The organism is Actinoallomurus sp. NPDC052274 (assembly GCF_040679475.1).
GTDB classification, from domain to species: Bacteria; Actinomycetota; Actinomycetes; order Streptosporangiales; family Streptosporangiaceae; genus Actinoallomurus; species Actinoallomurus liliacearum.
In genome coordinates this window covers 75,457-88,654 of the sequence record NZ_JBFAUT010000001.1, presented here as the reverse complement: position 1 = coordinate 88,654, position 13,198 = coordinate 75,457, and the positions used below count along the sequence as shown (strand labels likewise).

Here is a 13,198-nt window from a genome sequence, read left to right as displayed (position 1 = left end):
GGCTCGCGGACAGGGCCGGCCTCGGCCGAATATGATTTCCGTTCGGAAACCATTATGGTGTCGGACCGACCGCGCGGTCCCCTCGGACCACCGACTCTCGGGAGGAATCCATGACGGCCGGCCAGCGCGCTCATCCCGGGGACCTCATCGTTCTCGGCGGCGCGCGCCAGAACAACCTCAAGGGCGTGGACCTGCGCGTCCCGAAGCACCAGCTGACCGTGTTCACCGGCGTCTCCGGTTCGGGGAAGTCCTCGGTCGTGTTCGGCACGATCGCCGTCGAGTCGCAGCGACAGTTGAACGAGACGTTCCCCTGGTTCATCCGCAACCGGCTGCCGAGGTACGAGCGGCCGGAGGCCGAAGCCATCGAGAACCTCTCCGCGGCGGTCGTCATCGACCAGCGGCCCGTCGGCGGCAACGCGCGGTCGACGGTCGGCACGATGACCGAGATCAGCCCCATCCTCCGGGTGCTGTTCTCCCGACACGGCCGCCCCAGCGCCGGGCACTCGCACGCGTACTCCTTCAACGATCCGCGCGGCATGTGCGAGGAGTGCGAGGGCCTGGGCACGACGGTGCGCCTGGACCTGAGCCGGCTGCTCGACGAGGACAAGAGCCTGAACGAGGGCGCGATCGGATTTCCGGCGTTCGCGCCCGGCACCTTCCTGTGGCAGCTGTACGCCGAGTCGGGCCTGTTCGATCCGGACCTGCCGATCCGTGAGTTCAGCGACGCCGACCGGGAGGTGCTGCTGTACGGCAGCGGGTTCACGGTGGACCGTACGGGCCGCAACGGCGTCTACAAGAACGCGTACGAGGGCATCGCCCTCCGGTTCGACCGCCGCTATCTGAAGAACGGCCTCGACGGCCTCAAGGACAAAGAGCGGGCGGCCGTCGAACAGGTCGTCGTCGAGGGCCCGTGCCCGGTCTGCGGCGGAGCCCGGCTGAACCAGGCGGCGCTGGACTCCCGCATCGACGGGGACAACATCGCCGACTACGCCGCCCTGGAGGTCAGTGAGCTGATCCCCCGGCTCACCCGGATCAAGGCGCCCACGGTCAAGCCCGTCGCCGAGGCCGCGGTGGCGGCGCTGCGCGGCATCGAGGCGGTCGGCCTGGGCTATCTCACCCTGGCACGGGAGACCTCGACCCTGTCCGGCGGCGAGGCCCAGCGGCTCAAGGTGGTACGGCACCTGCGCAGCAGTCTGACCGACCTCACCTACATCTTCGATGAACCGAGCGTCGGTCTGCACCCGCGCGACGTGCGCCGGATGACCGGCCTGCTGCGCGCGCTCCGCGACAAGGGGAACACCGTCCTGGTCGTCGAGCACGACCGGACCGTGATCGAGAGCGCCGACCACGTGATCGACATGGGCCCAGGAGCGGGCGGTGACGGAGGCGAGGTGATCTACGAGGGCGGCGTCGAGGGGCTGCGCCGGTCCGGGACCCCGACCGGCCGGAGCCTGCTGACGGTGCCAGGGCTGAAGGGGACGTACCGGGCTCCGACCGGCACCCTGCCGATCCGGGACGCCGACCTGCACAACCTGCGGAACGTCACGGTCGGCATTCCCACCGCGGTGCTGACCTGCGTGACCGGAGTGGCCGGCTCGGGAAAGAGCACCCTGATCTCGCGGGTCTTCACGGCACAGCACCCGGAGACCGTCGTGGTGGACCAGTCCGCCATCGGCGTCTCGACGCGCTCCACCCCGGCCACGTACCTCGACGTCATGGACGTCATCCGCCGGTCGTTCGCCTGGGCCTCGAAGACCGAGCCCGGGTTGTTCAGCTTCAACTCCACCGGCGCGTGCCCCGAGTGTCAGGGGCGGGGACAGATCGAGACGGACCTGGCCTTCCTGGACCCCGTGACGACCGTGTGCGAACGCTGCTCGGGCCGCAGGTTCAACGACGAGGCGCTGCGCCACACGTTCCACGGCAAGACGATCGCCGACGTCCTCGCGCTGACGGCCGACGAGGCGCACGCCTTCTTCGACGACGCGCGCATCCGCAGCAGACTCTCCCTGCTCGGCGAGGTCGGACTGGGCTATCTCACCCTGGGACAGCCGCTGTCCACTCTGTCCGGCGGCGAGCGGCAACGACTCAAGCTCGCCCACCGGCTGCGGGACAGCGGTGTGATCTACGTCTTCGACGAGCCCACCACCGGACTGCACATGGCGGACACCCGGCGGCTGCTCGGGCTGTTCGACCGCCTGGTGGACGGCGGCAACACCGTCATCGTGATCGAGCACGACCTGGACGTCGTGAAGTACGCCGACTGGGTCATCGACCTCGGCCCGGAGGCGGGCCGCCGCGGCGGCCGCGTCGTCTACGAGGGCACGCCGGACGGCCTGCTCACCGTCGAGGAGTCGCACACGGGCCGGTGCCTCGCCGACGACCTCCGTCAGGCCGGGCACTCGGCGTCCGGATGACGGTCGGCACCGTGCGGTACCGACCGGCGGGTACCCCCGGTGAGCCGAGACCGACGCGGCCGGCAGAAGGCCCGGGAGTCCTGCGACGAGGTCAGCGGCCGGTTCGGATGCGGACGACGGCCGGCAGGTCCGGGGTCTCCATGGTCTGGCGGAGCCGCCGAAGTGCCGGATGGAGGAGGTCTTTGGCGCCGGCCGGATCGGCGTCCGGTTCCAGGGTCATGGTGAGGGAGAGGCACGGGCGGGCCGGGGTCCCGGCGAGCGTCACAGCCGCGCTCCGCACGTCGGGGCTGTCGAGAAGGTCGCTCTTGAACGCGTCGCCGACCACGCGGGCGGGCAGCGTCGTGGCCCCCTCCCGGCGGTCGCTCTCGAGCCGGACCGCCCGCAGGGCGCCGGTGGGGGCCTGGGTGATGAGCCAGTACAGCGCGGCCACTCCGATCACGACGGCGACGGCGGCGAGCGCGGCCCAGAACCAGATATGGCCGTCGACGAAGGAGCGGGTGGCCCGGTCGGTGATCGGCGTGCGCTCGACTCCGAGCACGCCGGGGTAAAGGCCGATGCCGCGCAGGAACGCCGTGGCGCCGCCCAGAAGCAGTATGAGCCCGATGACCGCCAGGCCGATTCGGTTCCGGCGTGCGGTGCGGTGCGGCATGGGTCAGTCCTCTCGGTGCCGGATGGTGACACGCACGCGCGGCGGACGCAGCGGTGCGAGTTCCCGGAGCCGTTCGGTGACGGCGTGCTCCACCTGTTCGGCCAGTCCGCGAGGATCGCGAAGCGGGCTGGTCGCGTGTACCCGGACCCGGTGGCGTCGGACGGTGACGCGGGCGCGGGTAACGCCGTCGACGCTCCGGGCGATCCGCGCGAGCTGCCGCCGGAGCCCCGCCGCCGTGATCCCCAGGACCACGGCGGGGTCGTCGAAGGCCAACGCGATGCTCCGCGGGCGCCCGGGCCACAGCGCGAGCAGGAACAGCAGGAGGCCGAGCGCCGCGAGCACGGCCGCCACGGCCAGTGTGAGGGGGTCGGCCCAGCGTGTGTCGCGGCCGAGTCGCGCCAGGTACGACACCGGCAGCACGTTCCCCGCGCGGTGCGACAGCAGGGCCGTGATCACCTCCGCCGCGATGAGGATGGCGACGGTGGCCAGCACGGCGGCCGTCACGATGGCCGGGACGGCACGGCGAGGCCGGAACGCGCGCCGACGCTCGCGGCGGGACATCGTCGCGGGCGGCCGGCCCTGCTCCGAGGCGGTCACAGCGGCCGCCCGCCGGCTCGCTCGGGCGGCGTCAGTCCGGCGATGTCGATGTCGACCTGGCGGACCCGCAGGCCGGTCAGCTCGCCGACGCGGGCCATGACATGGGCGCGCAGCCTCCGTGTCACCTGTCGTAGCGGCGCCGGGTAGACAACGAAGATCCGCATCCGCAGCATCGCCAGCCCCCCGTCGACGCGGGCCTTCACCCGCGGTCCGGCGATCGTCGGACCGACTCCGAACGGCAGGCCCAGAGGTCGTCCGGCGGCCCCGTGGACACCGTCGACCTCGGTCAGCGCGCGGGACGCTATCTTCTCCACGACCCGCGCGGTGATCGTGGTACGGCCGCGGGTCTCCCCCGCCGCTTCAGAATCTTCGGGCACCGCCGACGGCGCCGACGGCGCGGGGCTCACGTGTGCCTCCGGCCACCGAGCAGTTCACGCAGGTTCAGATCGCCGACGAGCGCTCGTCCGGTCAGCAGCCCGACCACTCCGAGCACCAGCACGATCAAGAACGCGCTGACGCCGCCGAACGCGCCGGCGAATCCCAACGCGATTCCGAACCCCAGACCTACCACCGGCCACCAGCGCAGTTCGTCCATACCGTGCACCCCCCGTTATTCCTCACGCCAGGTGCCGTTTCGCCCGGCGTCGGCGCCTCGCCCAGCAGACGAGCGGCCACAGCCCGCGCCGGGAGCGGAACACCGTCACGCTCCCCGCTTCTCCGCAAGGTGCGCGCCAGCGTTCGATGCCGGCGGCGAACTGCTCCGGATCGCCGCCCACGTCCGGGTGGTGCGCCCGCACCCAGACGCTGAAGTCATGCCGGTCCGCTCTCACCTTCGCCGTCCAGGAATCTCGATGTCATCGATGGCCACATCGACCCGCCACTCCGGCACCACGCTCCGCGCGGCTCGGCGGACCTCGGCGGCGATCTCGGCCAGCGGCCGGCCGTAGACCGCCACGACCGCGACGCGCACCTCCCCCTCTCCGACGGCCACGCCCTGGACGGAGCGACCGGGCAGATAGGTGGCGACCGGGCCCTCGGCGAGACGCGCGACCGACGCGCAGGCGGTCACCCTCTCCCTGATCCGGTCGGCCAGCCGCCCGGCCTCCACGGTGTCGCCGGAGATCGTCACTGGACCCGTGGCTCGGCCGGCTCGGCTTCTTCGTCCGGGAGGTGAATGTCGCCGACGGTGATGTTGACCTCGGTGACCTCCAGCCCGCACATCTTCTCGACGGCGTTGATGACGTTACGCCGCACGCCGTTGGCGAGGTCGGGGATGGAGACGCCGTACTCAACGATCATCCCCAGGTCGATCGCCGTCTGCCGTTCGCCCACCTCCACCACGACGCCCTGGGTGACGCTCGGGCCGCCGGCCCTGGGAAGGCGTTCGCGGACGGCTCCGACCGCGCGGGACAGCCCCGAGCCCATCGCGTACACCCCCGGCACCTCACGGGTCGCCATGCCGGCGACCTTCGCGACGACCGCGTCCGCGATCGACGTCTTGCCGTGCTCACCGACCAGTTCACCGCTCGTCCGAGCGGTGACCGCGCCGCCTTGTGACTCGGAGCCCGTCGAGGTCGACTTCGCACTCTCGGCTGCGCTCATGTTGGCCTCCTTTGCCGCGAGACGCGCTCACCGGCCACACCTGTCCGCGCGCCTGAGAGGCTCCCGGCGGTCAGGCCGCTCCGAAACCGTTCCCGCGTTGGAATCGTCGTCCGCGCCTCAGGCGGGCGGCGACGCTCGGCCGTTCGCCAGGATCCCCGCGTTCGCGCGGCCTTCCACTCCGTGGAACAGCGCCGTACGGTTCGCGCCGCGAGTCGCGGCGTCGGCGACGGATCCGTCGCCCTTCGTGATGCCCCCTGTCACGGCTCGCCCTACCCGCGGCGATGATGAACAAACCGCCCAGGCGGCCATGACTCGGCGCAGAGCCGGTCAGCGGCGGGTGGCTTCGGGGAGCCCGTCGAGGAGGAGGTCGACGATGCCGTCGGTCACCGTCTCGCGTGGCACGTCGGGGTGGTCCAGCCACCACTCCCCCGCCGCCTGGACCATGCCGACGGTGGCGTGGCTCCAGATGTGCACGCGGACCGGGTCGGGCAGCAGGCCCTCTCGGAGGAGGATGTCGGCGATCTCACCGCCGAGACCGCGGATGACCGTACCCATCGCGCTGTGCGTGGCGGTGTCCTCGGCGCTGGCCCGGTGCACGAGGAAGCGGTACAGGTGCCGGTTGGCGGCGATGGCCGCGAGGTAGGTGTCGATCGCCGCCCGCGACCGGGTGCGGATGTCGCCGGGTCGCAGGAAGGCCGCCCGGACGTTGTCCATGAGCGCCCGCGTGTGCCGTTCGGCGAGGGCCTGGTAGAGACCGGACTTGTCGCCGAAGTGCCGGTAGAGGATGGGCTTGCTGATGCCCGCCTCGGACGCGATCGCGGCCATGGACGCCTCCGGCCCCTCCCGGAGGATGATCCGGTCGGCGGCCTCGAGCAGGGCCCGGCGGCGGCGCGGATCCCGGCCCGCTCGCCCACCCGGCGCGGCGTCCGGCCGCCGACTCGAAACCGCGTCCCCTCGCCCGCTCGACGCCGCGCCCGCTCCCCGCCCGCTCGACGCCGCGCCCGGCCGCGCGTTCGACGCCGCGCCCGGCCGCGCCCTCGGCGCCGCGTCCGGACGGCGCGCGGACGCGTTTCCCGTCGCCGGGGTGGTCTCCTCGGGTGGGTCTTCGTCGCCGCGTGAAGCGGCCTCCTCGTCTCGTCCGCCGTTGATCACAGTGCGAGCCTAGCCCCGGGCCCACTGACCGCCTTTGGTCAGAGGTTCTGACCTCAATCTTCATGGCCGAAGGAGGCCCGACTCGTTGCGCCCCCAAAAATAAACAGGTTAGTTTCCTGTTCGTGTTAGATCCCTGGCCGCGTGACGGTCCGTGACCACTCCTCTCGCCCCGCTGCGCCTCTTCCATGCCCAGCCATCGGGCGACGATGGCCCCACCGACCTCTCAGGAGAGCGGCACCTACCACTATGAGCACCCCGATCAGATCGGCAGCGCTCCGCCTGTTGGCGGCGACGGCGCTGACCTCGTCCTTCGTCCTGACCACGGCTCCCGCGCACGCGGTGACCAGCACCTGTCACCCCCACGGGCGGGACCTGTCCGTCACCTTCCAGCCGATCGACCACACGGTCACCGACGCGCAGTACTACCTCGCCCGTCTCACACTGGCCAACGGGGGCGGCCGGTGCTCCCTCGACGGCGACTGGGCGTTGTACTTCAACTCCGTACGCCAGCCGGCCGCCGTCCTGTCCGGCGCGGCCGGCGACACCGGGCGGGCACAACTGGCCGCCCAGGGGCTGACCGTCGCCCGGGCCGACACGGCGCAGAGCGGCGACCTGTACGTCCTGAAGCCCACGAGCGGGTTCGCCCCGCTCAGGCCGGGCGAGCGCCGCCGGATCGACATGAACTTCGAGCTCTGGGCGATCCAGAAGACCGACGCGCCCGCGGCCTGGAGCATCTCCTTCGACGGCGGTCCCGCCGAGTGGGTGCCCGCCAAGGCGCTGCTCGATCCGGCGGATCCGAAGCAGACCAAGGCGTTCTCCGGCGACAACCGGCCCGTCGAGACCGCGGCGACGCGCTTCGCCGACAACACCGCGCAGCGGGCGAACCTCACCCTGCAGCAGCGGCTCGTCCCGCAGCCCCTGTCGGCCACCGCCGGGCAGGGCACGGTGACGGTCGACGGACGGACCGTGATCCGCCACCCGGCCGGGCTGTCCGGCGAGGCGGGCTATCTGCGGTCGGCGCTCGGTGACGTCGTCAAGAGCGGCGGCGGCAAGGGCGGGACCGTCATCCGGCTGTCGGTGGACCCGAAGCTGGATGTCGACCACGACGGCAAGGCGGACGCCGAGGGCTACACCCTGCGCTCGACCGCCCGCGGTGTGGACATCGTCGGCAAGGACGCGGCCGGCGTGCTGTACGGCGTGCAGACGCTGCGTCAGCTCATCCCCGTGTCGGCGTACGAGGCGGCGGCCCGCGGCGCCCGGCAGTCGAAGATCGCCGTACCGCGGGCGACGATCGCCGACGCTCCGCTGTTCGGGTACCGCGGGATGGGCATCGACGTCGCGCGGCACTTCGAGACCAAGCAGACGATCGAGAAGTTCCTCGATCTGATGTCGTACCTGAAGTTGAACCGGCTGCACTTCCACCTCACCGACGACGAGGGCTGGCGGCTGCAGATCCCCGGGCTCCCCGAGCTGACCGGCTTCGGCGCGCACCGCGGCCTGGACCTCGCGCAGAGCAAGCAGCTGCACCAGGCCATGGGCTCGGGCAACGACCTCGGCGGCGGCGACGGCGTCACGGACAAGGCCCGGGACGCGACCGAGGCCAATCTCGGACGCGAGCCCGCCTACCAGGGGTTCGAGCAGGACACCGTGAACTTCGTCGGTAAGGGCAGCGGCTACTACACGACCTCGGACTTCACCGAGATCTTGAAGTACGCGGACCAGCGGCACATCCAGGTCGTCCCGGAGTTCGACTTCCCGGCGCACGCGCGGGCCGCGGTGCAGTCGATGGAGCGCCGCTACCAGCAGACCGGCGACGCGACGTACCGGCTGCTGGACCCGAAGGACACCTCGCACCACGTCAGCGTCCAGGGGTACACCGACAACCTGGCCAACCCGTGCCTGCCGAGCACCTACGCGTTCCTCGGCAAGGTCGTGACCGAGGTCAAGAAGCTGTACGCCGAAGCCGGCGCGCCGCTGAACACCCTGAACCTGGGGGGTGACGAGCCGCCGGGACCGGACCGCTGGCAGGGCTCACCCGCGTGCGAGAGCAACCCGGAGACCGCCGGCAAGGACGACGCCGCGCTGATGAACTACTTCTTCGCGAAGTGGAACCAGATCGCGCTGACGGCCGCGCCGACGACCGCCGGGTGGGAGGACGTCATCCGCGACGATCCGCGGACGCTGAACCTCGACCACTTCATCGCGCTGCCCTGGCAGAACGTCTGGGGCTGGGGCCGGGAGGACTGGGCGTACCATTTCGCCAACACCGGCCGGCAGGTGATCCTGGCGCACGCCACCAACCTGTACATGGACCTGGCCTACAACAAGGACCCGGACGAGCCCGGCTACTACTGGGCCAACTACGTGGACGAGAAGAGCACGTTCACGTACCAGCCGTACGACGTGTACGCGAGCGCGACCCAGGACCGGTGGGGCAACCCGATCACGGCGAACCCGAGTTGGGAGAAGCTCACGCCCGAGGGCCGCAAGAACATCCTCGGGATGGAGGCGCAGCTCTTCGCCGAGAACGGCAAGGCGGAGGGGATCCGGGAGTACCAGGCGTTCCCCAAGCTCCTCGGCGTCGCCGAGCGGGCCTGGAACCTCAACACGCCGAACACCGCCCAGATGCCGGCGGCGTGGAACGTCTTCTCGAACACGCTCGGGCAGGTCACCTTCCCGCTGCTGTCCTTCTACAAGCCGGTCGGGCTGCCGGGCGTCGGTGTGAACTACCGCATCCCGCTGCCGGGCGGGCAGGTGCGGAACGGGACGCTCACCGCGAACGTCCGTGATCCCGGGATGGCGTTGGAGTACTCCGCCGACGGCGTCTCCTGGAAGCCGTACGCCGGCCCGGTGCAGGCCGGACCGACCGTGCTGCTGCGCACCCGCGCCGTCGACGGGCGTACGAGCCGGATCTCGCCGGTCGGGCTGACGGTCTGGAAGACCGGCACCGCCTACCCGGCGGGCGCGCTGGTGGACCACCAGGGTGAGATCTACCGGGCGAAGCGCCGCAACACGTCGGCCGCCCCGGACACGTCCCCCGCCTCCTGGGCGCTGGTCCAGTAAGGCGGTTCGACGAGATCGGCGGGCGGCCGGGCGAACCAACGTCCCCGGCCGCCCGTCTCACTCTCCGGCGGCCCGACCACGGCATTGTCAGGTTCGACGTGGCCTATGCTGTGGCGCGGCGCCGCGTGGGGGCTCTCTCCCGGAGTCGGCCGGCGGGTGCGCACCCGGCCCCGTCCGGGTCCCGTCCCCACCCACGCCGTGCCGCTTTCCCCTGGAGGGTTCCCCGGATGACCACACCTCGACTGCCTCGTACCCGCGCTCTCAAAAGGTGCCTGGCGGCCGTCGCGGCCGTGGTCGCGATCTGGGTGACGACCCTCGGCGCGGGACGCGTCAACATGTACGCCAAGCCGGGAGCGCTGCCGGCCCTGTCGGTGTCGACCCTCGCCGTCCGCTACAAGGCGAACCGTCGCGCGATGGGGGCCGCGCTGCAGACGGCGCGGCGGATCCAGGACTTCGCGATGGTCCGGTCGCTGAGCCGCCTCATGGTGCCCGGCCGGCGGTTCCTGTTCTTCGACGCGCGCGGCACCGGCCGCGCCGTCGAGGTCCTGGGCGATCTCGCCCACGCCCGGCGGGTGGCGATCCTGGTGCCGGGCGCCGACACGACCGTGACGACGTTCGACGTCCGCGGGCACCGGCCGTTCGCCACGCCCGGCGGCGGGGCGCGGGCGCTGCTGGACGAGGCACGCCGCGTCCAGCCGGGTACGGACCTGGCGGTGGTCGCCTGGCTGGGCTACAGCCCGCCCAAGGTGACGAGCCCGGGGGTCATCACCGACTTCCGCGCCGACACCGGCGCGGCCCGGCTGCGCCGGTTCGTGACCGACGTCCACCGCCTGAACCCCTCGGCCGACACCACCCTGCTCTGCCACAGCTACGGATCGGTCGTGTGCGGGGAGGCGGTCCGGGGACTGCCCGTGAGCGACGTGGCGGCGTTCGGGAGCCCGGGGATGTCGGCGTCCAGCGCGGCCGGTCTGGGCACGCGGGCGCGCGTGTGGGCGGCGCGTGGCACCGCCGACTGGATCGGGCTCGTGCCGCACGTGCGGATGTTCGGCGTGGGCTTCGGCACCGACCCGGTGTCGCCGGCGTTCGGCGCGCGGGTCTTCGCCGCCGGGTCCGCGGGCCACGGCGACTACCTGCGGCCGGGCTCCGTGTCACTGCGCAATCTCGCGCTGATCGCGCTGGGCCGCGCCCCTCAGGTCACCTTCGCCGGATGAAACAGCAGGTCGCCCGACATGTCGCCTGTCGGCCCTGATCGTCCCGGTTTCTGGGAATAGTTAACAAATCTGACAGTCGTTTCGTCAGGTGTCAACGACTTAATCGGTCACGAAAACTGGCCGATTTCGGCTCCTCCTCAAACGGGGATTCCGGTGCTTGAGTTAGTCGAGCCTCCGTCCCCCCTTTCAGGAGAGTCGATGAAACTCCCCCGCCTCGTCGTCTCCGCAACATGCGCGGTCACCCTCTCGGCCGCCACTGTGGTCGGCGCCGCCGCCTCCGCCTCGGCCGCGACGGTCAACTACGTGGCGCTCGGCGACTCGTACTCGTCGGGCACCGGCACGGGCTCGTACGACCTGGACAGCACCTGCCAGCGCAGTAGCAAGGCCTACCCCGCCAAGTGGGCCGCCGCGCACTCCCCCGCCTCGTTCACGTTCGCGGCCTGCTCCGGCGCCAAGACCGGCGACGTGCTCAGCAACCAGCTCGGCTCGCTCAGCTCGAGCACCTCGCTGGTGAGCATCACGATCGGCGGTAACGACGCCGGGTTCAGCAGCGTGATGCAGACCTGCGTCCTGAGCTCCGACTCGTCCTGCGTGAGCGCGGTGAACACCGCCAAGAACTTCGCCGACACGCAGCTGCCGGGCCTGCTGGGCAACGTCTACTCCACGATCAAGTGGAAGGCGCCGAACGCGCACGTCGTCGTGCTCGACTACCCGCACCTGTACATCACCAACGACTCCGGGTGCATCGGGATGAGCCACACCAAGCACGTCGCCCTGAACAGCGCCGCCGACGAGCTCGACAGCGTGATCGGCACGGCGGCCGCCAACGCCGGATTCACCTTCGCCGACGTCCGCGGTCAGTTCTCCGGGCACGAGCTCTGCTCGGGTGACGGCTGGCTCAACTCGGTCACCATCCCGATCGGCAGCTCCTACCACCCGACGGCGACCGGGCACGCGAGCGGCTACCTGCCGGTCTTCAGCGGCAAGACCGCGCTCGCCGCGGCTTCGAAGAGCTGAGGTCCGCCGACCCAGCATGAGCGGCCGGGCCGCCCGCACGCGGGAGGCCCGGCCGCACTACGATCTCCGCAGCGCCTGGATCGGCCCGGCGCCGGAGCGACTGCGATGGATTATCACGAACGGCTGCCGCCAGAAGTGGCTGAACTCTTCCCCGATGGCGCCGCCGGACGGACACTCTCCGTGACGGTTCCGTCCGGATATGTGGTCTGGCCCGATCCGGGCTACCCCCAGCATCAGCCGCCCAAGCGGCCCGCCTTCTGGATCAGCGACGACCCGGCCCCGTGCGCGCTGTGGTCCCGGCTCCGGGCCGAACACCACGCGTCCGGCCTGTGGCCGGTGATGCTCGAGGACACCACTCAGCCGTGGTCCACCGGTCAGATCGCCCCCGAGCCGGTCGACGAGATCGACAACTATGACGCGGCCGCCTTCATGGCCGAGGTGTGGGCCGAGTGGGAGGAACCCGCCGCGGACATCGCCCCCTTCGGCCGCTACTCGCCCGGCCTCGCTCCGCCGGGTGAGCGTCGTGAGGATCCCGACGCCCTCGCCGGCCGGTGCGTGGAGGTCCTGTCCGGGCGTCCCCTGGGGCTGGTGCCCGTGGCCCGTGGCGCCGACGCGCTCACCGCGATGGGCTGGCAGGGCGCCCGTCACCACAACCCCTGGACCGCGCCGCTGTCCGCGGTGGTGCGCAGCTGGGAGGACCGGTTCGGGGCGCGTGTCATCGGGATCGGGTTCAACACGCTGGAGCTGAGCGTCGCCGCGCCGCCGACCACCTTCCGGCACGCGCTGCACGTCGCGGCCGAGCACTGGACGTTCTGCCCGGAGATCATCCTGCAGGGACCGGGAACCCTGGAGGGTCACGCGGAGCAGATCTGCGGCAGCACGATCTGGTCCTTCTGGTGGGAGTGACACGCGCGCCGGCCCGCTTGGTTGTTACTTCGTTGAAGGTGCAACAACATGGTGGGGAGTGTTCCGGATGACCGGAAGGGCGATCCGGAGCGCGGCCTTCGTCATGCCCTTCGACGACAGACTGGAGACCCATGTCCGGACTGAGTGACGACGCCAAGGAACTGCTGAGCCGGCCGTACCACGCGTGGGTGACGGCCGTCCGCCCCGACGGCTCCCTGCACGGAACCGTCGTCTGGGTCGACGTGGACGGGGACGACGTCATCTTCAACACCGCGGTCGGCCGGGCGAAGGAGCGCTACCTCCGCCAGGACCCCCGTGTCTCGATCAGCGTGCTCGACCCGAACGACGCCTTCCACGCCGTCAGCGTCTCCGGGACGGCGCGGTTCGAGGAGGACGGCGCGGACGAGGTCATCGACCGTCTCGCCAAGAAGTACCTCGGCGTCGACAGCTACCCCTACCGCCAGCCCGGTGAGCAGCGGATCACCGTCCGCATTCCCGCCGAGCGCGTCATCTACTCCGCCGGAGGCTGACCGCGCGGACCATTTCGTGGAATGGCCGGTGGCCGGACCCGCACGGGTCCGGCCACC

Annotated in this window: 15 protein-coding genes; 6 read left to right on the top strand and 9 right to left on the bottom strand. The window is 71.3% G+C overall.

The window, feature by feature from the left end:
• The first annotated feature begins 110 nt into the window (after positions 1-110).
• Positions 111-2,414: an excinuclease ABC subunit UvrA gene (locus AB0K82_RS00455; RefSeq protein WP_364390960.1), complete on the top strand. Its 2,304-nt coding sequence runs from the start codon at positions 111-113 to the stop codon at positions 2,412-2,414.
• Positions 2,415-2,505: 91 nt separating this feature from the next.
• Here AB0K82_RS00455 and AB0K82_RS00450 read toward each other — a convergent pair whose 3' ends face one another.
• The 9 genes from AB0K82_RS00450 to AB0K82_RS00410 form a co-directional block, all read right to left on the bottom strand.
• Positions 2,506-3,063, bottom strand: coding sequence for a hypothetical protein (locus AB0K82_RS00450; protein ID WP_364390957.1), 558 nt, complete (start codon positions 3,061-3,063; stop codon positions 2,506-2,508).
• Positions 3,064-3,066: 3 nt separating this feature from the next.
• Positions 3,067-3,660, bottom strand: coding sequence for a DUF6286 domain-containing protein (locus AB0K82_RS00445; RefSeq protein ID WP_364390954.1), 594 nt, complete (start codon positions 3,658-3,660; stop codon positions 3,067-3,069).
• Positions 3,657-4,067: an Asp23/Gls24 family envelope stress response protein gene (locus tag AB0K82_RS00440; protein WP_364390952.1), complete on the bottom strand. Its 411-nt coding sequence runs from the start codon at positions 4,065-4,067 to the stop codon at positions 3,657-3,659. Before AB0K82_RS00440 ends, AB0K82_RS00445 begins: the two co-directional genes overlap by 4 nt.
• Entirely contained in the window at positions 4,064-4,255 is a 192-nt protein-coding gene (locus AB0K82_RS00435) for a hypothetical protein (protein WP_364390950.1), read from the bottom strand. The genes AB0K82_RS00440 and AB0K82_RS00435 overlap by 4 nt, the downstream gene beginning before the upstream one ends.
• A 22-nt stretch (positions 4,256-4,277) precedes the next feature.
• Positions 4,278-4,490 (bottom strand): hypothetical protein, encoded by a 213-nt coding sequence (locus AB0K82_RS00430; RefSeq protein WP_364390948.1) that lies wholly within the window; start codon positions 4,488-4,490, stop codon positions 4,278-4,280.
• Positions 4,487-4,789, bottom strand: coding sequence for a hypothetical protein (locus AB0K82_RS00425; RefSeq protein WP_364390946.1), 303 nt, complete (start codon positions 4,787-4,789; stop codon positions 4,487-4,489). The genes AB0K82_RS00430 and AB0K82_RS00425 overlap by 4 nt, the downstream gene beginning before the upstream one ends.
• Positions 4,786-5,262, bottom strand: a complete 477-nt coding sequence (locus AB0K82_RS00420; RefSeq protein WP_364390944.1) for an Asp23/Gls24 family envelope stress response protein — start codon at positions 5,260-5,262, stop codon at positions 4,786-4,788. Before AB0K82_RS00420 ends, AB0K82_RS00425 begins: the two co-directional genes overlap by 4 nt.
• Before the next feature lie 117 nt (positions 5,263-5,379).
• Positions 5,380-5,523, bottom strand: coding sequence for a hypothetical protein (locus AB0K82_RS00415; protein ID WP_364390942.1), 144 nt, complete (start codon positions 5,521-5,523; stop codon positions 5,380-5,382).
• 66 nt (positions 5,524-5,589) lie between these two features.
• Positions 5,590-6,414 (bottom strand): TetR/AcrR family transcriptional regulator, encoded by an 825-nt coding sequence (locus AB0K82_RS00410; RefSeq protein ID WP_364390940.1) that lies wholly within the window; start codon positions 6,412-6,414, stop codon positions 5,590-5,592.
• 246 nt (positions 6,415-6,660) lie between these two features.
• On the opposite strand from AB0K82_RS00410, the gene AB0K82_RS00405 reads away from it, so the two are divergent.
• From AB0K82_RS00405 to AB0K82_RS00385, 5 genes are all read left to right on the top strand, one after another.
• Complete coding sequence (locus AB0K82_RS00405) at positions 6,661-9,477, top strand: family 20 glycosylhydrolase (protein ID WP_364390938.1); 2,817 nt, start codon at positions 6,661-6,663, stop codon at positions 9,475-9,477.
• Positions 9,478-9,704: 227 nt separating this feature from the next.
• Entirely contained in the window at positions 9,705-10,688 is a 984-nt protein-coding gene (locus AB0K82_RS00400; RefSeq protein WP_364390936.1) for an alpha/beta hydrolase, read from the top strand.
• Positions 10,689-10,886: 198 nt separating this feature from the next.
• Positions 10,887-11,705, top strand: a complete 819-nt coding sequence (locus tag AB0K82_RS00395) for an SGNH/GDSL hydrolase family protein (RefSeq protein WP_364390934.1) — start codon at positions 10,887-10,889, stop codon at positions 11,703-11,705.
• A gap of 180 nt (positions 11,706-11,885) precedes the next feature.
• Positions 11,886-12,611, top strand: coding sequence for a DUF4253 domain-containing protein (locus AB0K82_RS00390; RefSeq protein ID WP_364390932.1), 726 nt, complete (start codon positions 11,886-11,888; stop codon positions 12,609-12,611).
• Positions 12,612-12,742: 131 nt separating this feature from the next.
• On the top strand, positions 12,743-13,141 hold the full coding sequence (locus AB0K82_RS00385) for a TIGR03618 family F420-dependent PPOX class oxidoreductase (protein ID WP_364390930.1): 399 nt from the start codon (positions 12,743-12,745) through the stop codon (positions 13,139-13,141).
• Positions 13,142-13,198: the final 57 nt, after the last annotated feature.